This is a genomic window from Qipengyuania sp. JC766 (genome assembly GCF_040717445.1).
GTDB lineage: Bacteria > Pseudomonadota > Alphaproteobacteria > Sphingomonadales > Sphingomonadaceae > JC766.
In genome coordinates this window covers 921291-941945 of sequence record NZ_JBFEFL010000001.1, presented here as the reverse complement: position 1 = coordinate 941945, position 20655 = coordinate 921291, and the positions used below count along the sequence as shown (strand labels likewise).

Genomic DNA, 20655 nt, shown 5'->3' with positions numbered 1-20655 from the left:
GGAATTTTCGATGGGCGACGCGGCTGGTACGATCCTCGACAGACTGGCAGGGCACGAACGACAGGGCCTGCACGCCCTGTTCGATGCGGACCCCGACCGGGTCGGGAAACTGGCGACGCGTTTCGAATGGGGCGAGGGCGAGACGGCGGGCGGGATCCGCTTCGACTGGTCCAAGACCCATCTCGACGACGTGCTGCTGGACGGTTTCGAGGAGCTGGCGCAGGCGTGCGATTTCGCGGGCAAGCGTAGAGCGTTGCTCTCGGGCGAGACGATCAACGTGACGGAAGGCCGCGCCGCGGAACACACCGCCCAGCGCGGGACCGGTGCCGATAGTTCGGTGGAAGAGGCGCAGGCGCTCCACCAGCGCATGCGGCTGCTGGTCGAAGCGATCCATGCCGGCGCGCTGGGCGAGATCGAGCACCTGATCCATATCGGCATCGGGGGGAGCGCGCTCGGCCCGGCCATGGCGGTAAGCGCCCTGACGCGGGACCTGGAACTGGTCGACTGCCACGTGGTCAGCAATATCGACGGGCTGGCGCTGGAAGCTGCCTTCGCGAAATGTAATCCGGCAAAGACGCTGATCGCGGTCGCATCTAAGACCTTCACTACGATCGAGACGATGACCAATGCGCAGAGCGCGCTCAAATGGCTGGAGGACAACGGCGTGTCCGATCCGGGGGGACGTGTGATCGCGCTGACGGCCAGTCCGGACAAGGCGGTCGAATGGGGCGTGGACGAGACGCGGATCCTGCCCTTCGGCGAGAGCGTGGGCGGGCGATACTCGCTGTGGTCGAGCATCGGCTTCCCGGTCGCGCTGGCCGCCGGGTGGGACGAATTCGAGGCGATGCTGGCCGGCGCGCGCGCGATGGACGAGCATTTCCGCGACACGGACGGGCGCGACAATCTGCCGCTGCGGGCGGCATTCGCGGACCAGTATTATGCGCGGCTGCGCGGATGCCAGACGCGCGCCTGCTTCGCTTACGACGAGCGGCTCGCCCTGCTGCCGGACTATCTCCAGCAGCTGGAGATGGAATCGAACGGCAAGCGGGTGACGAGCGCGGGCGAGGACGTGGACGGGCCGACGGCGCCGATTACGTGGGGCGGCGTGGGCACGGATGCGCAGCATGCGGTGTTCCAGTTGCTGCACCAGGGGACGCACCTGGTGCCGGTCGATTTCATCGCCAGCATCGCGCCGGGCGACACGCTCGACCCGGCGCACCACCGGATCCTGCTGACCAACTGCTTCGCGCAAGGGGCGGCGCTGATGGAAGGCGGGAACATGAGCGCGGACGGGACGGACCCGGCGCGCGCGTTTCCCGGCGACCGGCCGAGCGCGACGATGCTGGCGGACGACCTCGACGCGCCGACGCTGGGCGCGCTGATCGCCTTTCACGAACACCGCACTTTCGCGAATGCGGTTCTTATGGGAATCAACCCGTTCGACCAGTTCGGAGTGGAGCTCGGCAAGAAGATGGCGAAGGATATCGAGAGCGGTGGCGGGTCCTTCGATCCCAGCACGCAGGCCCTTCTGGACCTGGCAGGAGTACGTCAATGAACCGCTTGATCGGGACCATACTCGCCGCTTTTGCGCTGCTGAACGCCGCGCCCGCATTCGCCGAGCCGGAGGAGGCAGATCCTCAGACGATCCTCTTCATCGGCAACAGCTTCACGCAAGGCGCCAACTCCGCCGTGCTGCGGTACCGGCCGGACAGCGTCGAGGATTTAAACGGGGAGGGCGTGGGAGGCATCCCGGCCCTCTTCGCGAAATTCGCGGAGCAGGCCGGGATCGAGTGGCGCGTCGCGCACGAGCTTCGCGGCGGGACCACGCTGGACTTCCATTTGAACGAGCGGCGCGACCTGATCGACCGGGCGTGGGACGTGGTAGTCATGCAGCAGTTCTCGGTCCTCGATCCGCAGAACCCGGGCGACGCGACCACGACCCTGCGCGATGCCCCGGCGCTGGCGCGGATGTTCGAGATGCGCAACGACGATGTCCGGGTCCTGCTGATGGCGACCTGGAGCAGGGCGGACCAGGCCTATCGCCCGGAAGGCAACTGGTTCGGGCAGCCCGTGGACGCGATGTCGATGGATGTCCGGCGCGGACTGGACCGGGCCGACGAGGCATCGGACGCGATCGACGGCGTGATACCCGTGGGCGAGGCGTGGAACCGGGCGATGGACATGCAGATCGCCGATCCCAATCCGTATGACGGGCGCACCTACGACCAGATCGATCTCTGGAGCTACGACCATTACCACGCGAGCGCGGAAGGATCGTATCTGGAAGCGCTGGTCGTGTTCGCGCAGATCACCGGTTACGACGTGCGCAAGTTCGGCGACGGGGAACGAGCCGCGCACGAACTCGGCATCGAACCGAAGGTCGCGGGTCAGTTGCAGCAGGTCGCGATCGCGCAGCTGGAACGCGAAGGACTGGTCCGCTTCGACCGCTAGGGGCGCCGCGCGTCCCCGCCATCTTCGGGCGGCAAGCTCAGATGGCGCCGATCCGTTCGAGCTTCGCTTCCAGCGCGGCTTTGTCGAACGGCTTCACCATCCATTCCTGCGCGCCTGCCTCGATCCCCTTGTGGATGTCGAGCGAGTCGGAATTGGTGGTGCAGAACAGGACCCGCGGCATCGCGTCGCCCGCGTTTTCGCGCAGGGCCTTCAGCGTTTCCAGCCCATTCATTTCGGGCATGTTCCAATCCAGCATCACCAGTTGCGGCATGCCGTCGGCGCGCACGCGGGCAATCGCCTCGGTGCCGTTCTCGGCTTCGGTGACCGTGTAGCCGCAGCCTTCAAGGAGCCCGCGCGAGATCCGGCGGACCATCCGGCTGTCATCGACGATCAGCGCGCGGCGCGCGCCCGGTGCCACCGGATTGCGGCCGAGCGGTTTCGGCTCCGCAGCTTCGGAAGGCGGGGCGGCCTCGGGCTGGACGCGCGGTGCGGGCGCATCGGCCTGCTCGTTGGCGGGCTCCGGCATCTGGCCGGAGCGCTTGATCAGGTTCTGAATTGTCCTGCCTCCCTTTCGAACGGGACGAGATTGTCCGGCTGGTGGACGCCTGCGCTTTCCGAAGGTGTCTTGCGCACGTGAAGATAGGGGACCCAGACATCCCCGTATTCCGCCTTCTGGTACCATACGTCCATGACGTCGTAGCTCGCCCAGAAGCCGTCGGGTTCCTTCAGCCGTACGCCTTCGCCGATGCGCGGGACGGCGGAAAATCGCACGCGGGTTTCTGTCTGATGGTCCTCGTTCTGGATTTCGATTTCGATCACGGCGCGCAAAGTCCCGGTCTGGCGTTGTATGGCAGGGTAGCCTTCGATTCTTGTCCGACGGGTAAATCGCGATGGTTTCGATTTTCCCAATGCGACGAATGATTTGCGCGGCCAGCTTGACATTGTGCAGTGCGGCAGCCATTTGCCCGGCATCGAGACGCCAGCCTGCGTGAAGCGACGGTGCGGAATACGCCCGGTCCCGGCAGCCTCTCGGTCCAGTTTCTAACCTACCCTTTTCACGCGGGCGGTTTCATCCCCCGCGTCGCGTTGTGCGCGAGCCACAGGCTCCCGCTGCGCGCCGCGCATCATTGCGAGTACGATTTTCAAATGACCACGACATTCGACCAGCTGGGCCTGTCCCAGCCCGTCCTCCAGGCCCTCGACCTCAAGGGCTACTCCAATCCCACGCCGATCCAGGCGCAGGCGATCCCGCCCGTGCTGGAAGGGCGCGACCTCCTGGGTATCGCCCAGACCGGTACCGGCAAGACGGCGGCCTTCATGCTGCCCAGCATCGACCGGCTGCGCGAGGCCGACAACCAGACCCCGTTCAAGTCCTGCCGCATGCTGGTGCTGGCACCGACGCGCGAACTGGCCGGGCAGATCGCCCAGAGCGCCAAGGATTACGGCGCGATGGCCGGCATGCGCGTGCATTCGATCGTCGGCGGGACCAGCGTCAACAAGGACCGCAACAAGCTGCATCGCGGCACCGACATCCTCGTCGCGACGCCGGGCCGCCTGCTCGACCTGATCGACCAGAAGGCCTTCAACCTCTCCAAGGTGGAAATCCTGGTGCTGGACGAGGCGGACCAGATGCTGGACCTCGGCTTCATCCACGCGCTGCGCCGGATCAGCCAGCTGGTCCCCGAAGACCGCCAGACGCTGTTCTTTTCCGCCACCATGCCCAAGCAGATCAAGGATCTTGTCGGGCAGTACTGCCACGATCCCGTCACGGTCAGCGTCACCCCGGCGGCGACGACGGCGGAGCGGATCGACCAGTATCTCTTCATGGTGCAGCAGGACGAGAAGCAGTCGTTGCTCGAACTCATCCTGTCGGGCCGCCATCCCATCCCGGGCAAGATCGAGCGCGTGCTGGTCTTCACCCGCACCAAGCACGGTGCGGACCGCGTGGTGAAGAAGCTGGCGCAAAGGAACCTTCCGGCGAACGCCATCCACGGCAACAAGAGCCAGCCGCAGCGCCAGCGCGCGCTGGACGAGTTCCGCCGCGGCAAGACGCCGATCCTGGTCGCGACGGACGTTGCCGCGCGCGGGATCGACATTCCCGGCGTCAGCCACGTCATCAATTACGAACTGCCCAACGTGCCGGAACAGTATGTCCACCGCATCGGACGGACCGCCCGCGCCGGAGCGGACGGCATCGCCATCGCCTTTTGTGCCGAGGACGAGCGCGCTTACCTGAAGGACATCAACAGGCAGACCGACGCCGAATTCGACCGGCTTCCCCTGCCTGACAATTTCCGCGCGGTGGTGGAGGGCGTCGGCCCGACCAAGCGCGAGGCGCCCAATCAGCGGCAGAAGAAGCCCAAGGTGATCCCGCGCGGCGAGAGCGGTCCGCGCCAGTCCAAGCCCAAGGCCAAGCATCCCGCCCGCAAGGGCAGGCCCGCCGGAGCCGGACAAGGCAAGCCGGGCGGCGGCCGTGGCCGTGGCGGACAGGGCGGCAATCGCAACCGGAGCGGCGGCGCGGCGCGCGGCTGATCCGGAATTTAGACCTGCGCGTCGATCCTGGCCCGCACGTCCGATTCCTCGGGCTCCGGCGAGACGACGCGCAGTCTGGCAAAGGCGGCGGGCTGGTTGTCCGCCAGCCATTCCAGCATCGCTTCGCGGATATCGCAGCGCAGGTCGAACAGCGTGGGTGAATCCTTCGCGCTCATCAGCAGGCGAAGGACGATGGCATCGCGGCTGGTTTCTGTGACCTGCGCGACCTGGACCCGGCCGTCCCAGCGTTCGTTCTGCGCGATACGGCGTTCGAATTCGGCGCGGATCGGTCCGATGCGCGTGGCGGGATCGAGATAGAGTTCGACCGAGCCGAGCAGTTCGGCGGTCTTCTTGGTCCAGTTCTGGAATGCGCTTTCCAGGAACTGCGTGGTCGGCACGATCAATCTGCGATCGTCCCAGATGCGGACCACCACATAGGTCGTGCGGATATCCTCGATCCGGCCCCATTCCCCTTCGATGATCACGACATCGTCGATATTGATCGGCTCGGTCAGGGCCATCTGGACCCCGGCGATAAGCGATTTGAGCGCAGGCTGCGCCGCCGCACCGACGGCGAGGCCAGCAAGGCCCGCGGAGGCGACCAGCGTCAGGCCGATGTCGCGGATGCCGGGAATGGACAGCAGGGCGAGGCCCACCGTCACGAAGATGATGATGAAGGTCGCTATGCGGTTCAGCATCGTCAGCCGCGTGCGCCGCCGCCGCGCGGAGAGGTTGTCCGCCACGGTGATGTCGGCACGCAGCTTCATCGTTTCGACCAGTGCATGGAGGATCGCGATCGCGATCCAGCCGACCAGTGCGGGCATCACGAAGCCGGCGACCTTCTGCCAGACCGTCTCGAAGGCGGGTATTTCGCGCGCGGTCAGGACCAGCGCCAGCGCGATCACCGCGACTCGGGTGGGCGAAGCGAGCTTGCGGATCAGCAGCGTGTCGGACGGACTGTCGGTCCGCCGCGCGATCCGCGACAGGACCCGGAAGACGAGCTGGTGGACGGCAAGCGCGAGCAGGGTCGCAAGCACCGCGACGGCAAGCAGGCTCCAGGGATAAGGCAGCAGGCCCGCCCCCTGGTCGACGATATTCTCTATCGGTTGCGTCATCCGGCCTTTCTTGTCTCAGGTTCGGTGATGACGGCGCAGCGCTCCTGCGGCTTGCCGCCACTTATGGTCCTGAATGGGCCCGCGTGCGCGAAGGTTCCCGGTACCGCGAAGCCGCGCCGTTGCGGACAGCCGCCGTTCACCTGGCGCGGCGCATCCGGCTCATGCCGCCGGCAAAGCGCCGGCGGGCGACAGGGGGAGCCGTTCATGCTTCGACACACACTTTGGCTTGGCATTCTCCTTCTGGCGGGATGTTCGGCGATCCAGCCGGCCCGGATGCAGGTGCCCGAAAGCCTTGGCGCAAACCCGCAGTCCATCGAATTTCGCGGCTTCAGCGGCTGGAACACGGGGCGCTTCGAAGCCGGCCCCTATTCCGGGACCTTCCGGCAGACCGGGGGCCGTACGGACGTGTTCGACACGGTGATAGAGCGGTACGCGCTGGCTCGTTTCGCCGTAAGAGGCCCGGAAATCACGTCCGCAATCGAGGGCCGCTGCGGGATGGACGAGCAGGCCCTTTCGCTGGGCGACGGTGTCGAGATGACCACCGCGCCGATGGCCTATCGCTGCGAATTCACCGCCGACGGCCGGCCGATCCCGGCGCGGTTCGAACTGCAGGAAGTGACCGGAAGGGGCACGGCCGCCTATCGCTACGAACGGATCGGCGAAATCGCGCTCGGCGGGGAGGTCGTCCGGATCCGGTCCGCGCACGACCTTACCCGGACGCGCATCGGCACGATCACGCCCATCGGCTACGTCTTCGAACGGCGCGGCCGGGCGGTGGGGGCGCTGGAACTGAACGGGCGGCCCGTGCTCCATATGGCGCAAGGCACCGATCCCGGACTGGCCAGAACGCTAATCGTGGCTGCCCTCGCTCTCAGTGTCTTCAGTGATCCGGCGGAAATTTCCTTTGACGCGGACGGGGCCTGAGTTCGGCAGACTGCGGTTGAACCTGCAGGCGCGGCCCGCCATATCGCGCGCTCGTGCCAGCAGGAGAGCCTTGAATGTCCGCCGATAAATACGAATACGACCTGTTCACGATCGGCGCGGGATCGGGCGGCGTGCGCGCTTGCCGCGTGGCGGCGGCGCATGGCGCGAAGGTCGCCGTGGCGGAGGAACACCGCATCGGCGGCACCTGCGTCATTCGCGGCTGCGTGCCCAAGAAGATGCTCGTCTACGGCGCGCATTTCGCGGAGGACCTGGAGGACTGCCAGAGCTTCGGCTGGAATATCGAGGGCAAGAGCTTCGACTGGGTCAAGCTGCGCGACAACGTGATGGCGGACGTGGACCGCATCAACGGCGTGTATCGCAAGACGCTGGAAAGCCACGACGTCACCATCTTCGACGAACGGGCGGAGATCGTGGGCCCGCACGAGATCAAGCTGGCGAGCGGCAAGACCGTCACGGCGAAATACATCCTGATCGCCACCGGCGCGCGCCCGCACATCCCGGGCTGTTCCGGCGGCGAGCTGGGCATCACCAGCAACGAGGCGTTCCACCTGGACGAACTGCCCAAACGCATCCTGATCGCGGGTGGCGGCTACATCGCCAACGAGTTTGCCGGCATCTTCAACGAATTCGGCACCAAGGTCACGATCATCAACCGGACCGACACGCTGCTGCGCAGCTACGACCAGAGCCTGACCGACCGCCTGCTGCAGATCTCGGTCAAGAAGGGCATCGATTTCCGCTTCAATGCTGAGTTCGAGAACATCAAGCAGCTCGACAACGGCTGCCTGCGCGTCTGCATGAGCAATCACGACCCGATCGAGGTCGAGGCCGTGATGTATGCCACGGGCCGCGTGCCCAACACCGAGGGCCTCGGTCTCGAGACAGCGGGCATCGAGCTGGGCGAGAAGGGCGAGATCAAGGTCGACCGGTTCAGCAAGACCAATGTCGACCACATCTACGCCGTGGGCGACGTGACGGCGCGCGTGCAGCTGACCCCCGTGGCGATCCGCGAAGGCCAGGCCTTTGCCGACACCGTGTTCGGGGACAAGCCGACCGCGGTCGACCATTCCTGCATCCCCAGCGCCGTCTTCAGCCACCCGCCCATCGCCGCCGTCGGCATGACGGAGGGCGAGGCGAAGAACGCGCTCGGCCAGGTCAAGGTCTACCAGTCGGACTTCCGGGCGATGAAGAACGTGGTTGCCGGGCGCGAGGAACGCAGCCTCATCAAGATGATCTGCGACGGCGCGAACGACAAGATCGTCGGCATCCACATGATCGGCCCGGAAGCGCCGGAGATCATGCAGGCGGCCGCCGTGGCGGTGAAGGCCGGCATGACCAAGGCCGATTTCGACGCGACCACCGCGATCCACCCGACCGTGGCGGAAGAACTCGTCCTGCTGAAATAAGCGGGAGTTCTCCCGCTTCGTCAGCGCAGCATAAGAAAAAGGCCCCGGCAATCGCCGCGGCCTTCTCGTTTTCGGGTCGGATCGACGTTAGATATTGTCGCCGAGCGCGCCCTTGACAGTGCCCTTGGCCTTCTGGGCCTTGGCCTTCGCCTGCTGCGCTTCGCCTTCGGCTTCCAGCTTGCGGTTGTCGGTCGCTTCGCCGATGGCTTCCTTGGTCTTGCCGGCAATGTCGTTGGCCGCAGCCTTCGCCTTGTCCGTGAATTCACCCATCGTAATTCTCCTAGAAAAAACAGTCTGCGGCACGATCGCCGCCTGTGATAAGTTAACTCCGGAACGCAAACCGGGTTCCCTGCAAAAAGGGCTCTAACCCGCTCTAATCGGGCGATTGTTGACCAGCGGGGACGCAAAGCCGGACGGGCCCGCCTTGACCGAGCGATGGCCGCTCGGCATGGCGCAAGGCGATCCGAAAACGCTGATTTCACGGGAGCCTGCGGATGTCCGCCAATATCGCCGAAATGGAACGCCGCCGCGAAGCCGCCCGCATGGGTGGCGGGCAGAAGCGGATCGACGCGCAGCACGCCAAGGGCAAGCTGACCGCGCGCGAACGGCTCGAGATCCTGCTGGACGAGGACAGCTTCGAGGAACTCGATACCTATGTCGAGCATGACTGCATCGATTTCGGCATGGAGGAACAGCGCATCCCGGGCGACGGCGTCGTCACCGGCAGCGGCACGATCAACGGGCGTCTGGTGTTCGTCTTTAGCCAGGACTTCACCGTCTTCGGCGGTTCCCTGTCCAAGCGCCACGCGGAGAAGATCTGCAAGGTGATGGACATGGCGATGAAGGTCGGCGCGCCGGTCATCGGCCTCAACGACAGCGGTGGCGCCCGCATCCAGGAAGGCGTGGCATCGCTCGGCGGCTATGCCGAGGTGTTCCAGCGCAACGTGCTCGCATCGGGCGTCGTGCCGCAGATCAGCCTCATCATGGGCCCGTGCGCGGGCGGGGCGGTCTATTCCCCGGCGATGACCGACTTCATCTTCATGGTGAAGGACAGTTCCTACATGTTCGTAACCGGGCCCGACGTGGTGAAAACGGTCACCAACGAGGAAGTGACGCAGGAGGAACTGGGCGGGGCGGTCACGCACACGACCAAGACCAGCGTCGCCGACATCGCGTTCGAGAACGATATCGAGACTTTGCTGCAGACCCGCAATTTCGTCGATTACCTGCCGCTGTCGAACCGGGAGGACGTGCCCGAACGCCCGACCGCCGATGCCTGGGACCGCGAGGAGCCGTCGCTCGACACGCTCATCCCCGACAATGCGAACATGCCGTACGACATGCATGAGGTGATCCGGAAGACGCTGGACGAGGGCGATTTCTTCGAGATCCAGCCGGCGCATGCAGCCAACATCATCTGCGGTTTCGGCCGGGTGGAAGGGCGCACGGTCGGCGTGGTCGCGAACCAGCCGATGGTGCTCGCCGGCGTGCTCGACATCGCCAGTTCCAAGAAGGCCGCGCGCTTCGTGCGCTTCTGCGACGCGTTCGACATCCCGATCCTGACCTTCGTGGACGTGCCCGGCTTCCTGCCCGGCACGGCGCAGGAGCATAACGGCATCATCAAGCACGGCGCGAAGCTGCTGTTCGCCTATGCCGAGGCGACCGTGCCCAAGATCACCGTGATCACCCGCAAGGCCTATGGCGGCGCGTACGACGTGATGGCGTCCAAGCACCTGCGCGGCGACTTGAACTACGCCTGGCCCACCGCCGAGATCGCCGTGATGGGCGCGAAGGGCGCGGTGGAGATCATCTTCCGCCAGGACCGCGACGATCCCGAAAAGATCGCCGAGAAGACGAAGGAATACGAAGACCGCTTCGCCAACCCCTTCGTCGCCGCTTCACGCGGCTATATCGACGAGGTGATCTATCCGCACTCGACCCGTCGGCGGATCGCGCTGGGACTGCGCAAGCTGCGCGGTAAGCAGCTCGAGAACCCGTGGAAGAAGCACGATAATATTCCGTTGTGAGGCCGAAATGAAGTACCTCGTCGTAGCTGGTTTGATGCTAACCAGTTGTTCTGAGAGTGGCGATGCAGCAATTGCCGAGCGCGAGTTTGAAGCGGCGAGATCTGAAGGCGCTGAGCCGGTAATTCCAGTTTCTCAACTGGATGAATCCGAGCTGGCGCAGATTGCTTTTCCATCTCAAGAACCACTTCGCGATGCAGATGGAGCAGAATGGATTTTTCGGAATCACGAGATGGTTTCGATCGCTGAAGGACTTGCTCTGGTTAGCGAAGGAACCTTGGTAGAACCGACTGGTTCGCATTCGACAGCTGGCCGTCTCGATGTATTCTATTTCAGCGATCCTCGCGAAGGGTTGTTTGTGAAAGAGCGGTATCCGGAGGCAGTTCGATTGGGAAGTTTGGGAGCATTAGCTGAATGGGCACTCTCCGATAAATTTACCGAAAACCCTACGATCTACGCTTCCGGCGGCTTCACTGGCCAGGGGATAACCGAGGGATGTACCGTCCTGACTGAGCTTACTGCGAATGGTCCACGCACTATTGCGACCATACCTGACTATTATGGCGGTACATCCTTCGACGGTGAGGATTTCGCTATCGAAGGCAAGATTAGATCTATATTCAAAGGTAAAGGCTTCGAGGTGGCTTATTCGGGATCGGAGACCGGTGTTTTGCAATATCGCTGGAATGGCTCCGAATTTACCACAGACGACGAGGCGGTGCTTTCGCATTGCGGTTTCGAATGAAACTCGGCCGTCTCAACCACATCGGCGTCGCGACGTCCTCGATCGCGGAATCCATCGCATATTACCGCGACACCATGGGCGCGGTACGGATCACCGAGCCTTTCGACCTGCCCGAGCAGGGCGTGAAGGTCTGCTTCGTCGATACGCCCGATAGCGCGGGGGAAGTGGGCAAGGGCACGCAGATCGAGCTGATCGAGCCGTTCGACGAAAGCTCCCCCATAAACGGCTTTCTCGCCAAGAACCCGGCCGGCGGCCAGCACCATGTCTGCTACGAGGTCGAGGACATCGAGGCTGCGCGCGCGTGGTTCGAGGGGAAGGGCAAGCGCATCCTCGGTCCGACGCGCATCGGCGCGCATGGCACGCCGATCTTCTTCCTCCACCCCAAGGACATGATGGGCCAGCTGACCGAGATCATGGAAACGCCCCCGAAGGGCCACGGGGACGGCGCACACTGATCGGGCGGAAGCCGCTCCGCCACCCTTGCCCTGACCCGGCTTAAGGGCCACAGACGGCGGAAATCCGAACCATCACCGGGAGAGTGCACGCGTGAGCCATGAAACGATCCTTGTCGAACGCGAAGGCGATGTCGCGAAGATCACGCTGAACCGCCCGGATCGCCTCAACGCCGCATCGATCCAGCTGGCGCAGGAACTGTCGGCTGCGTTCTACGACCTAGGCGATGCGCGCGCGGTCCTGCTGACCGGTGCGGGCAAGGGCTTCTGTTCCGGGGCGGACCTTTCCGCGCGGGCCGAGGGCGGACCGCTCCAGTCGAAAGGCGGCAGCCACCAGGCGCTGCAGAACCATTACAACCCGCTGGTCAGCCAGATCACCCGTTGCCCCGTGCCGGTGGTGTGCGCGGTCAACGGCCCGGCGGCGGGCGTCGGCTGTTCGATGGCGCTGGCGGGCGATTTCGTGCTGGCGGGCCGGAGCGCCTATTTCCTGCAGGCCTTCGTCAATATCGGGCTGGTGCCCGATGGCGGCTCCACCTGGTTGCTGGCGCGCAGCATCGGGCGCGCACGCGCCACGCGCATGATGATGCTGGGCGAGAAGATCGGCGCCGAACAGGCGGAGGAATGGGGACTCATCTACCGCGCCGTGGACGACGATGCGCTGCTGGCCGAGGCAGGCGCGCTGGCGCAGCGCCTCGCCGCAGGGCCCACGCTGGCTTACGAAACGATCAAGGCGAACATCGCCACCGCGCTCGACGGAGCATTGCCCGAAGTGATGCTGGCCGAGGCGGAGGGGCAGCGCGTGGCCGCTGCCAGCGAGGACGCGATGGAAGGCGGCATGGCCTTCCTCCAGAAGCGCCAGCCGCAATTCAAGGGCCGCTGAGATGCTGTATTACGACAGCGCCTATCCCGCGCCCAATCCGCGCCGCGTCCGCATTTTCGCCGCCGAAAAGGGGATCGAGCTTCCGACGCGCGACATTGCGATTCCGAAGCGCGAGCAGAAATCGGCCGAGTATCTCGCGGTAAACCCGCGCGGCCAGACACCCGCGCTGGAAACCGACGATGGCGATGTCATCACGGAAAGCGTGGCGATCATGCGCTATCTGGAGGGGCTGCATCCCGAACCCGCGCTGTTCGGCTCCACCCCGCTGGAGATGGCGCGGATCGAGATGGCGAGCCGGCAGGTGGAACTGGAACTGATGAATGCCATCGCGCAGGTCTGGGTCCACACGCACGATTTCACGGCCGCACTGCCGGGCCGGAACGGCGAGTGGGGCGAAGCCAACCGCCCGCGCGTGGCAAGGGCGTTCGAGCGGTTCGACGCCGCGCTCGCCGACCGCGAATTTCTCGCCACCGATGCCTATTCCGTGGCCGATATCGCCCTCCTGACCAGCATGGATTTCGCCAAATTCGTCGGCTGCCCGGCGGACGATGGCTGCACGAACCTTTACCAATGGCATGAACGCGTATCGGCCCGGCCGAGCGCGCGCGCCTGAGGAGACACATGACCGACACACCGACATACGAAGACTGGAAGGCCCGGGCCGACAAGGAAACGAAGGGCCGCGATCTTACCTGGCACACGCCGGAAGGGATCGAGGTGAAGCCGCTCTATACCAGCGAGGATACGCGGGACCTCGACCCCGGCGTGCCGGGCATGGAGCCGTTCACGCGCGGCCCCTATGCCAGCATGTATACCGGCCGCCCGTGGACCATCCGGCAATATGCGGGCTTTTCCACTGCCGAGGAATCGAACGCCTTCTATCGCCGCAATCTGGCGGCCGGCCAGAAGGGCCTCAGCGTCGCCTTCGATCTTGCTACGCACCGCGGTTACGACAGCGACCATCCGCGCGTGGTGGGCGACGTGGGCAAGGCCGGCGTCGCGATCGACACCGTGCGCGACATGGAAATCCTGTTCGACCAGATCCCGCTGAACGAGATGAGCGTCAGCATGACCATGAACGGGGCGGTGATCCCGGTCATGGCGTTCTACATCGTGGCGGCGGAACGCGCGGGCGTTGCGCAGAAGGACCTGTCGGGGACCATCCAGAACGACATCCTGAAGGAGTTCATGGTCCGCAACACCTACATCTATCCGCCCGCGCCCAGCATGCGGATCGTGTCGGACATCATCGCCTACACGTCGCAGCACATGCCGCGGTTCAACTCGATCTCCATCAGCGGCTATCACATGCACGAAGCCGGGGCGACGGCAGTGCAGGAACTCGCCTTCACCATCGCGGACGGCAAGGAATACGCCAAGCGCGCGATGGAAGCGGGCCTCGCTATCGACGATTTCGCGCCGCGCCTGTCCTTCTTCTGGGGCATCGGCATGAACTTCTTCATGGAAATCGCCAAGATGCGCGCGGCGCGCGCGCTCTGGCACGATGTCATGACCGATCTCGGCGCGCAGAACCCCAAGTCCAAGATGCTGCGCACGCATTGCCAGACCAGCGGCGTGAGCTTGCAGGAGCAGGATCCCTACAACAACGTCATCCGCACCACGATCGAGGCGATGGCCGCGGTGCTGGGCGGCACGCAGTCGCTCCACACCAATGCGCTGGACGAGGCGATCGCGCTGCCGACGGATTTCAGCGCCCGCATCGCGCGCAACACGCAGCTGGTGATCCAGGAGGAAACCGGCATCACAAATGTCGCCGATCCGCTGGGCGGGTCGTTCTACATCGAGAGCCTTACCGACGCGCTGGTCGAAAAGGCGAAGGCGATGCTGGACGAAGTCGAGGCGGCCGGTGGCATGACCGAATACGTCGCCAGCGGGAAACCCAAGGCGCAGATCGAGGAAGCCGCGGCCGCCAAGCAGGCCAGCGTCGACCGGGGCGAGACCGTGATCGTCGGCGTCAACAAGTACCGCCGCGACAAGGAAGACGAGATCGACACGCTCGATATCGACAACCACGCGGTGCGCCAGAGCCAGATCGCGCGGCTCGAGAAGGTGCGTTCGGCGCGCGACGAGATCGCCTGCCAGTCCGCGCTCGACGCGCTGGCGCGCGGTGCCGCGCAGAAGGAAGGCAACCTTCTCGGCCTCGCCGTGGAAGCGGCCCGGCACGACGCGACGCTGGGCGAAATTTCCGCCGCGATGGAGGACGTGTTCGGCCGCTACGACACGATGCCGACGCCGGTGCGCGGCGTGTATTCCAGCGCCTATGCCGAGGACGATCGCTACGCGCAGGTGGTGGAAGGCGTGAAGGCGGTCGAACGCCGCTTGGGCCGCGCGCCGAAGCTGATGGTCGCCAAGATGGGCCAGGACGGCCACGACCGCGGCGCAAATGTCATCGCGTCCGCCTTTGCCGACATGGGCTTCGAAGTGCTGAGCGGCCCGCTGTTCCAGACGCCCGCCGAAACGCGCGACATGGCACTGGAGAACGACGTGGACGCCATCGGCGCGAGCAGCCTTGCGGCAGGCCACAAGACGCTGATCCCCGAACTGATCGGCCTGCTGAAGGAAGCGGGACGCAGCGACATCAAGGTTATCGCCGGCGGCGTGATCCCGCAGAAGGACTACGACTTCCTGCGCGATGCAGGGGTGCAGGGGATCTACGGCCCGGGGAGCAATGTGGTCGAATGCGCCGCGGACGTGCTGCGCCTGTTAGGTCACAACATGCCGCCCGCGGGTGAGGATCTAGACGAGGCGGCGGAGTGAGATTTGGCGCTATCCTCCAACTCGTTGCGAGGGTTTTTGTGAGCGCTGCTATCTGGTTCGGCGCGATTTTTGTCGTTTACGTACTTACGATGTCGCAGATTGGTTGGTGTCGAAACGCACTGGAATTAGAGCAGACCAAGGGCGAATGTGGTGCGCCACCGTTTTGGTTCTGGCTGGCAATCACTCTCCCCTTCGTGGTCTGGTCGTGGTTCTTGATCCGACGTGCGAAGCGATCAAATATTCGAGGAATTAAGACTTGACCCAAATCCGCACCGACTGGACCCGCGAGGAAATCGCGGAGCTGTTCGAGCTTCCCTTTACCGAGTTGCTGTTCCGTGCCGCCACGGTCCACCGCGAGAACCATCCGCCCGAGCAGGTCCAGCTTTGCACGCTGCTCTCGATCAAGACTGGCGGGTGTCCGGAGGATTGCGGCTACTGCTCGCAGTCGGTGAAGGCGGATAGCGGGGTCGAGGCGACCAAGCTTATGGACGTGCGCGCCGTGCTGCAATCCGCCGCGCAGGCGAAGGATGCGGGCAGCCAGCGTTTCTGCATGGGCGCCGCCTGGCGCAATCCCAAGGACCGCGACATGCCCGCGATCGTCGAGATCGTGAAGGGCGTGCGCGAAATGGGTCTCGAGACCTGCATGACGCTGGGCATGTTGACGCCGAAGCAGGCGGACATGCTGAAGGAAGCAGGCCTCGATTACTACAACCACAATGTCGACACCGGGCCGGAATATTACGAGCGCGTGATCTCTACCCGCAATTACCAGGACCGGCTCGATACGCTTCAGAACGTGCGCGATGCCGGGATCAACGTCTGCAGCGGCGGCATCGTGGGCATGGGCGAGACGCGCGAGGACCGCGTCGGCTTCGTCCACACGCTCGCCACGCTCGAACGCCATCCCGAAAGCGTGCCGGTCAACGCGCTGGTCCCGGTCAAGGGTACGGTGCTGGGCGACATGCTGGCGGACACGCCGCTCGCCAAGATCGACGATATCGAGTTCGTCCGGACGGTGGCGGTGGCGCGTATCTGCATGCCGATGAGCATGGTGCGGCTGAGTGCGGGTCGCGAGTCGATGTCCGAAGCAACGCAGGCGCTGTGCTTCCTCGCCGGCGCGAATTCGATCTTCACCGGCGACAAGCTGCTGACCGCGCCCAATGCGGGCGACGACAGCGACGGCGCGCTGTTCGCCAAGCTGGGCCTGACGCCCTTGCAGCAGGAAGAACCCGCCCGCGCCTGCAAGGTCGCGGAGCCGGCCGAGTGAACCCGGCTCCGCTCTTCCTCGGGACGAGCGGACTGTTGCTGTTCGCAATCGGACTTGTTCTCGGCTTTGCGATCCCCCTCCTGCGCAATTCGCGCATGGGTCTCTCGGCGCACCTGACGGCAGTGCAGACGGGTCCGGCTCTTGTCGCGATCGGCCTGTTCTGGCGCTATTGCTCGGTGCCGCCGGCATGGGATTGGCCGCTAGCGGTGGTCCTGGCGGGATCCTCCTACATCCTCGTGTGCGGGATTGGGTTAGCAGCGGCGACGGGGGCGAGCGAGGCTTTGCCGATCGCCGGTAAGGGACATCGCGGAACGCGTATGCAGGAACGGCTCGTCTCGGTGCTGGTCGTGGGGAGTTCGCTTGCGATGCTGGGTGCGATCATACCGGTGTGCTGGTTCGCCCTGGGCGCCGTGATAGTGCCGTGACGCTCGGCTTCTCGGTCGACGAATTGCTGCCGAAGGCGCGTGGCGGCGGGGTGCTCAAGATGGGCCTCGCAAAGCTGGACGAGGGCGGGTGGCTCCAGCCCGGCCCGGATATTGCCGCGCGGGCCGAGGCCTTCGCGGCCTATCCCGACGGCATCCAGCTTTCGCCAGAAGGCGAGGCACCCGGCGCCGAACTTGCCGGCATGCTCGGCGCGCCCGGCGGCCTTCCCGGAGCGGCGCGGGCGTATCACGAGGACATGTGCCTGCTGACGCTCGCACCGGGCGAGGACCAGTATCGCCTGGTCGGGGCGGCGGTCGCCTGGCCGTCCGACTGGACGCCCGCCGAGAAGCTGGGCCTGCCGCTCCGCGCGCTCCACGCACCGATTCAGGGTTACGAGGAACAGCTGGCCAGCGGGGTCGATCACTTCATGGCGAAGCTGCGGCCCGGTGCGATCTACGGGCGCTGCAACTGGTTCATCGCCGCGACGGATGCGATGCGCTGGGTCGCGCAGCCGCCGGAGCGCGCCTTCGCCCATGTCACCGCGCAGAACGCGGGCGAAACGCTGTTCGTGCGCTCCGAACGCCAGACGCTGCGCCGCTTGCCCGAAACGGGCGCGATCCTGTTCACCATCGGTGTTTATGTCTCGCCGCTTGGCAAGCTTTCCACGGCCAATGTCCGCCGTCTCGCCACGGCGATGGAGTCGCTTCTGAAGGGGGAGGGGGACCGGAGGGGCGCGGGGGCTTACGCAAACGCCTTAATCGGCTATGCGGCTCGGCAAGAGACGGAGTCAGACGCCTGATGTTCAAGAAAATCCTGATCGCCAATCGCGGCGAAATCGCCTGCCGGGTCATCAAGACCGCAAAGCGCATGGGTATCGCGACGGTCGCGGTCTATTCCGATGCCGACGCGCGCGCGCCGTTCGTGAAAATGGCCGACGAGGCGGTCCATATCGGCGCCGCCCCCGCCGCCGAAAGCTACCTGCTGGCAGACAAGATCATCGACGCGTGCAAGCAGACCGGCGCCGAGGCGGTCCATCCCGGCTACGGCTTCCTGTCCGAGCGGGCGAGCTTCGTGGAAGCGCTGGAGAAGGAGAACATCGTCTTCATCGGCCCGCCGGCCGGCGCGATCGCCGCGATGGGCGACAAGATCGAATCGAAGAAGCTCGCCGCGGAGGCCGGAGTGAATACCGTGCCCGGGTCCGGCGGGGCGATTGCCGACACTGCCGAAGCGCTCGAGTGGGCCAACAGGATCGGTTATCCGGTCATGATGAAGGCCAGCGCTGGCGGCGGCGGCAAGGGCATGCGGCTGGCCTGGAACGACCAGGACGTGAAGGACGGTTTCCAAGCCACCCAGCGCGAAGGCAAGAACAGCTTCGGAGACGAGCGCGTATTCATCGAGAAGTTCATCGAGGACCCGCGCCACATCGAGATCCAGATCCTCGGCGACAAGCACGGCAACATCCTCTATTTGAACGAGCGCGAATGCAGCATCCAGCGACGCCACCAGAAGGTGGTCGAGGAAGCGCCGAGCCCGTTCGTCACGCCCGCGATGCGGAAGGCGATGGGCGAACAGTCGGTCGCGCTGGCCCGGGCGGTCGAGTATCATTCGGCCGGCACGGTCGAGCTCATCGTGAGCGGTGCGGACGAGACCGGTGAGAGTTTTTACTTCCTCGAAATGAACACCCGGCTGCAGGTGGAGCATCCCGTCACCGAGGCCATTACCGGCATTGACCTGGTGGAGCAGATGATCCGCGTCGCCGCGGGCGAAGAACTCACTTTCGCGCAGGACGATATTGGCATCGACGGGTGGGCGATCGAGAACCGCGTCTATGCGGAAGATCCCTATCGCGGCTTCCTGCCCAGCATCGGCAGGCTGGTGCATTACCAGCCGCCCGTGGAAGGCTGGACAGACGAAGGCGCCGTCAATGGCCGCCGCGGGGTCGATGGCGTACGCGTGGACGATGGCGTCTTCGAAGGCGGCGAGGTCAGCATGTTCTACGATCCCATGATCGCCAAGCTGGTGACGTGGGGCGAAACGCGCGACGAGGCAGCGGACCTGCAGATCCAGGCGCTCGACGCATTCCGGATCGAAGGCCTCGGCCACAATATCGATTTTCTGAGCGCCATCATGCAGCATCCGCGCTTCCGCTCGGGCAATCTCACCACCGGTTTCATCGCCGAGGAATATCCCGAAGGCTTCCAGGGCGCGCCCGCCTCGCCGGAACTGAACCGCGTCCTCGCGGCCGTCGGCGGCGTGATCGCGACCGCCGATGCCGATCGCGCGCGGCGCATCGACCAGAAGCTGGACAACGATTTCTACGCGCCGGGCGACTGGACGATCCGGATCGGCGACACCGACTACGACGTGCGCCTGGACGAAAACGCGATCACGGTGGACGGCGAACCGGTCATGCTCGAAATGTCCTACACCCCCGGCGAGACCATGGTGGACGTCGAACATGGCGGCACGGACGAGCAGCCGGGCGAGGCCCTGACGCTGCAACTGTCCTCGACCCGCACCGGTTACGACGTCACCGCCCGTGGGGCGACGCATTCGCTGCGCATCCTGCAGACCCGGATCGCGCATCTGGCCGATCACATGATCGAGAAAGTCCCGCCCGATCTTTCCAAGATGCTGATCTGCCCGATGCCCGGCCTGCTGGTGAAGCTGCACGTCGCGGAAGGGGACGAGGTCCAGCCGGGCCAGCCCCTCGCCACGGTCGAGGCGATGAAGATGGAGAACATCCTGCGCGCCGAAAAGGAAGGCACCATCGCCACGATCAACGCCGGCGAAGGCGACAGCCTCGCGGTTGACGAAGTGATTCTCGAACTGGAATAGCCTTTTGTTAGAATTCGTCGTGCCGGCAGCGCACGGGTGCGACGAAATGGCAACTTGTGCCCTGTTTAATAGGCCTTTCACCCAATCCGGTAGAGAAACGTACCGTTTGGTGGCACTATAGTGGCTTGCACAAGGGACGACTCGGGAATTCTTCGTGGCGCGCAGGGGCTTTGGATATTTCGACAGACGCGGGCGGTATTTCCGCACCGCGAAGGAGGCGACGATCAGCGATCTCGCCGCCGTGTTCGGCCATGGTGGCGACGGGGAAAGCCTGGCGGAAGGAATCGCGCTGACGATCATGGCGCGCCGGACCGAGATCGAGGAAATCTTCCGCGAATACGACGCCATGCAGGACGAGGGCGAGGATCACCCGCGCGTTACCGAACTGGGCAAGGCCGGCCTGAAAGTCGTCGAGTAAGGCTTGGCGCACCTCCATCACGATCCTGCCGCCGGACCCGCGGCGGAAATATCCTTCGACGATTTCCTGAAAGCCGACATCCGCGTCGGCACGGTGATCGCGGCCGAACCCTTTCCCGAAGCGCGCAAGCCTTCGGCAAGGCTGCGGATCGATTTCGGACCCGGCATCGGTGAACGAAAGAGCTGCGCGCAGATCGTCGCGAACTACGCGCTGGCCGATCTGGTCGGGCGGCAGGTGGCCGCCGTCGTCAACTTCCCGCCGCGCCAGATCGGTCCGGCGATGAGCGAGGTCCTGACGCTGGGCTTCGCGGACGAGGACGGGGAAGTGGTGCTCTTCGCGCCTGACAAGCCGGTGCCGAACGGATCGCGCCTGTTCTAGGTC

Annotated in this window: 21 protein-coding genes; 17 read left to right on the top strand and 4 right to left on the bottom strand. The window is 64.9% G+C overall.

The genetic code is table 11. From position 1 onward, the window contains the following. Window positions 1-10 precede the first annotated feature (10 nt). Window positions 11-1555, top strand: coding sequence for a glucose-6-phosphate isomerase (pgi, locus tag AB1K63_RS04640; protein WP_366958782.1), 1545 nt, complete (start codon window positions 11-13; stop codon window positions 1553-1555). Next, a complete protein-coding gene (locus AB1K63_RS04635) occupies window positions 1552-2451 on the top strand; it encodes a DUF4886 domain-containing protein (protein WP_366958781.1) in 900 nt (299 codons plus the stop codon). The genes pgi and AB1K63_RS04635 overlap by 4 nt, the downstream gene beginning before the upstream one ends. A 37-nt stretch (window positions 2452-2488) precedes the next feature. Here the strand turns inward: AB1K63_RS04635 and AB1K63_RS04630 are convergent, their stop codons facing one another. Further along, window positions 2489-2977, bottom strand: coding sequence for a response regulator (locus AB1K63_RS04630; protein ID WP_366958780.1), 489 nt, complete (start codon window positions 2975-2977; stop codon window positions 2489-2491). A gap of 17 nt (window positions 2978-2994) precedes the next feature. Next, window positions 2995-3270, bottom strand: coding sequence for a hypothetical protein (locus AB1K63_RS04625; RefSeq protein ID WP_366958779.1), 276 nt, complete (start codon window positions 3268-3270; stop codon window positions 2995-2997). Window positions 3271-3597: 327 nt separating this feature from the next. Between AB1K63_RS04625 and AB1K63_RS04620 the strand changes: the two genes are divergently transcribed. Beyond that, window positions 3598-4983: a DEAD/DEAH box helicase gene (locus tag AB1K63_RS04620; RefSeq protein ID WP_366958778.1), complete on the top strand. Its 1386-nt coding sequence runs from the start codon at window positions 3598-3600 to the stop codon at window positions 4981-4983. An 8-nt stretch (window positions 4984-4991) separates the two neighbouring features. On the opposite strand, the gene AB1K63_RS04615 is transcribed toward AB1K63_RS04620, so the two are convergent. Then, the gene (locus AB1K63_RS04615; protein ID WP_366958777.1) at window positions 4992-6098 is read right to left on the bottom strand and encodes a mechanosensitive ion channel domain-containing protein; all 1107 of its coding nucleotides are present in this window, start codon (window positions 6096-6098) and stop codon (window positions 4992-4994) included. A gap of 204 nt (window positions 6099-6302) precedes the next feature. On the opposite strand from AB1K63_RS04615, the gene AB1K63_RS04610 reads away from it, so the two are divergent. Together AB1K63_RS04610 and gorA are read left to right on the top strand one after the other, a co-directional pair. Next, window positions 6303-7022: a hypothetical protein gene (locus AB1K63_RS04610; protein ID WP_366958776.1), complete on the top strand. Its 720-nt coding sequence runs from the start codon at window positions 6303-6305 to the stop codon at window positions 7020-7022. Between the two features lie 74 nt (window positions 7023-7096). Then, the gene (gene gorA / locus AB1K63_RS04605; protein ID WP_366958775.1) at window positions 7097-8449 is read left to right on the top strand and encodes a glutathione-disulfide reductase; all 1353 of its coding nucleotides are present in this window, start codon (window positions 7097-7099) and stop codon (window positions 8447-8449) included. Window positions 8450-8536: 87 nt separating this feature from the next. Here the strand turns inward: gorA and AB1K63_RS04600 are convergent, their stop codons facing one another. Further along, entirely contained in the window at window positions 8537-8719 is a 183-nt protein-coding gene (locus AB1K63_RS04600; RefSeq protein ID WP_366958774.1) for a CsbD family protein, read from the bottom strand. Window positions 8720-8943: 224 nt separating this feature from the next. Here AB1K63_RS04600 and AB1K63_RS04595 point away from each other — a divergent pair, with 224 nt between their 5' ends. The 12 genes from AB1K63_RS04595 (at window position 8944) to AB1K63_RS04540 (ending at window position 20652) form a co-directional block, all read left to right on the top strand. Further along, window positions 8944-10476 (top strand): acyl-CoA carboxylase subunit beta, encoded by a 1533-nt coding sequence (locus AB1K63_RS04595; RefSeq protein WP_366958772.1) that lies wholly within the window; start codon window positions 8944-8946, stop codon window positions 10474-10476. Between the two features lie 7 nt (window positions 10477-10483). Beyond that, on the top strand, window positions 10484-11218 hold the full coding sequence (locus tag AB1K63_RS04590) for a hypothetical protein (RefSeq protein ID WP_366958771.1): 735 nt from the start codon (window positions 10484-10486) through the stop codon (window positions 11216-11218). Next, on the top strand, window positions 11215-11673 hold the full coding sequence (mce, locus tag AB1K63_RS04585) for a methylmalonyl-CoA epimerase (protein WP_366958770.1): 459 nt from the start codon (window positions 11215-11217) through the stop codon (window positions 11671-11673). The genes AB1K63_RS04590 and mce overlap by 4 nt, the downstream gene beginning before the upstream one ends. A 91-nt stretch (window positions 11674-11764) precedes the next feature. Continuing rightward, window positions 11765-12550, top strand: coding sequence for an enoyl-CoA hydratase-related protein (locus tag AB1K63_RS04580; RefSeq protein ID WP_366958769.1), 786 nt, complete (start codon window positions 11765-11767; stop codon window positions 12548-12550). 1 nt (window position 12551) lies between these two features. After that, complete coding sequence (locus AB1K63_RS04575; protein WP_366958768.1) at window positions 12552-13163, top strand: glutathione S-transferase family protein; 612 nt, start codon at window positions 12552-12554, stop codon at window positions 13161-13163. Between the two features lie 8 nt (window positions 13164-13171). Next, the gene (gene scpA, locus AB1K63_RS04570; protein WP_366958767.1) at window positions 13172-15328 is read left to right on the top strand and encodes a methylmalonyl-CoA mutase; all 2157 of its coding nucleotides are present in this window, start codon (window positions 13172-13174) and stop codon (window positions 15326-15328) included. Window positions 15329-15584: 256 nt separating this feature from the next. After that, a complete protein-coding gene (gene bioB, locus AB1K63_RS04565) occupies window positions 15585-16595 on the top strand; it encodes a biotin synthase BioB (RefSeq protein ID WP_366958766.1) in 1011 nt (336 codons plus the stop codon). Beyond that, window positions 16592-17020, top strand: coding sequence for a hypothetical protein (locus tag AB1K63_RS04560; RefSeq protein WP_366958765.1), 429 nt, complete (start codon window positions 16592-16594; stop codon window positions 17018-17020). Before bioB ends, AB1K63_RS04560 begins: the two co-directional genes overlap by 4 nt. Beyond that, window positions 17017-17817 carry a DUF3445 domain-containing protein gene (locus AB1K63_RS04555; RefSeq protein ID WP_366960643.1) on the top strand — a complete coding sequence of 267 codons (801 nt, stop codon included), beginning with the start codon at window positions 17017-17019 and terminating at the stop codon, window positions 17815-17817. Before AB1K63_RS04560 ends, AB1K63_RS04555 begins: the two co-directional genes overlap by 4 nt. Continuing rightward, window positions 17817-19856, top strand: a complete 2040-nt coding sequence (locus tag AB1K63_RS04550; RefSeq protein WP_366958764.1) for an acetyl/propionyl/methylcrotonyl-CoA carboxylase subunit alpha — start codon at window positions 17817-17819, stop codon at window positions 19854-19856. Before AB1K63_RS04555 ends, AB1K63_RS04550 begins: the two co-directional genes overlap by 1 nt. A 154-nt stretch (window positions 19857-20010) precedes the next feature. Continuing rightward, window positions 20011-20274, top strand: a complete 264-nt coding sequence (locus tag AB1K63_RS04545; protein WP_366958763.1) for a hypothetical protein — start codon at window positions 20011-20013, stop codon at window positions 20272-20274. A 3-nt stretch (window positions 20275-20277) separates the two neighbouring features. Further along, window positions 20278-20652: a tRNA-binding protein gene (locus AB1K63_RS04540; protein WP_366958762.1), complete on the top strand. Its 375-nt coding sequence runs from the start codon at window positions 20278-20280 to the stop codon at window positions 20650-20652. Window positions 20653-20655: the final 3 nt, after the last annotated feature.

Coding starts and splice junctions, on each gene's coding strand:
- pgi (WP_366958782.1), top strand. CDS start 11: ATGGGCGACGCGGCTGGTACGATCCTCGACAGACTGGCAGGGCACGAA.
- AB1K63_RS04635 (WP_366958781.1), top strand. CDS start 1,552: ATGAACCGCTTGATCGGGACCATACTCGCCGCTTTTGCGCTGCTGAAC.
- AB1K63_RS04630 (WP_366958780.1), bottom strand. CDS start 2,977: ATGCCGGAGCCCGCCAACGAGCAGGCCGATGCGCCCGCACCGCGCGTC.
- AB1K63_RS04620 (WP_366958778.1), top strand. CDS start 3,598: ATGACCACGACATTCGACCAGCTGGGCCTGTCCCAGCCCGTCCTCCAG.
- AB1K63_RS04615 (WP_366958777.1), bottom strand. CDS start 6,098: ATGACGCAACCGATAGAGAATATCGTCGACCAGGGGGCGGGCCTGCTG.
- AB1K63_RS04610 (WP_366958776.1), top strand. CDS start 6,303: ATGCTTCGACACACACTTTGGCTTGGCATTCTCCTTCTGGCGGGATGT.
- gorA (WP_366958775.1), top strand. CDS start 7,097: ATGTCCGCCGATAAATACGAATACGACCTGTTCACGATCGGCGCGGGA.
- AB1K63_RS04600 (WP_366958774.1), bottom strand. CDS start 8,719: ATGGGTGAATTCACGGACAAGGCGAAGGCTGCGGCCAACGACATTGCC.
- AB1K63_RS04595 (WP_366958772.1), top strand. CDS start 8,944: ATGTCCGCCAATATCGCCGAAATGGAACGCCGCCGCGAAGCCGCCCGC.
- AB1K63_RS04590 (WP_366958771.1), top strand. CDS start 10,484: ATGAAGTACCTCGTCGTAGCTGGTTTGATGCTAACCAGTTGTTCTGAG.
- mce (WP_366958770.1), top strand. CDS start 11,215: ATGAAACTCGGCCGTCTCAACCACATCGGCGTCGCGACGTCCTCGATC.
- AB1K63_RS04575 (WP_366958768.1), top strand. CDS start 12,552: ATGCTGTATTACGACAGCGCCTATCCCGCGCCCAATCCGCGCCGCGTC.
- scpA (WP_366958767.1), top strand. CDS start 13,172: ATGACCGACACACCGACATACGAAGACTGGAAGGCCCGGGCCGACAAG.
- AB1K63_RS04550 (WP_366958764.1), top strand. CDS start 17,817: ATGTTCAAGAAAATCCTGATCGCCAATCGCGGCGAAATCGCCTGCCGG.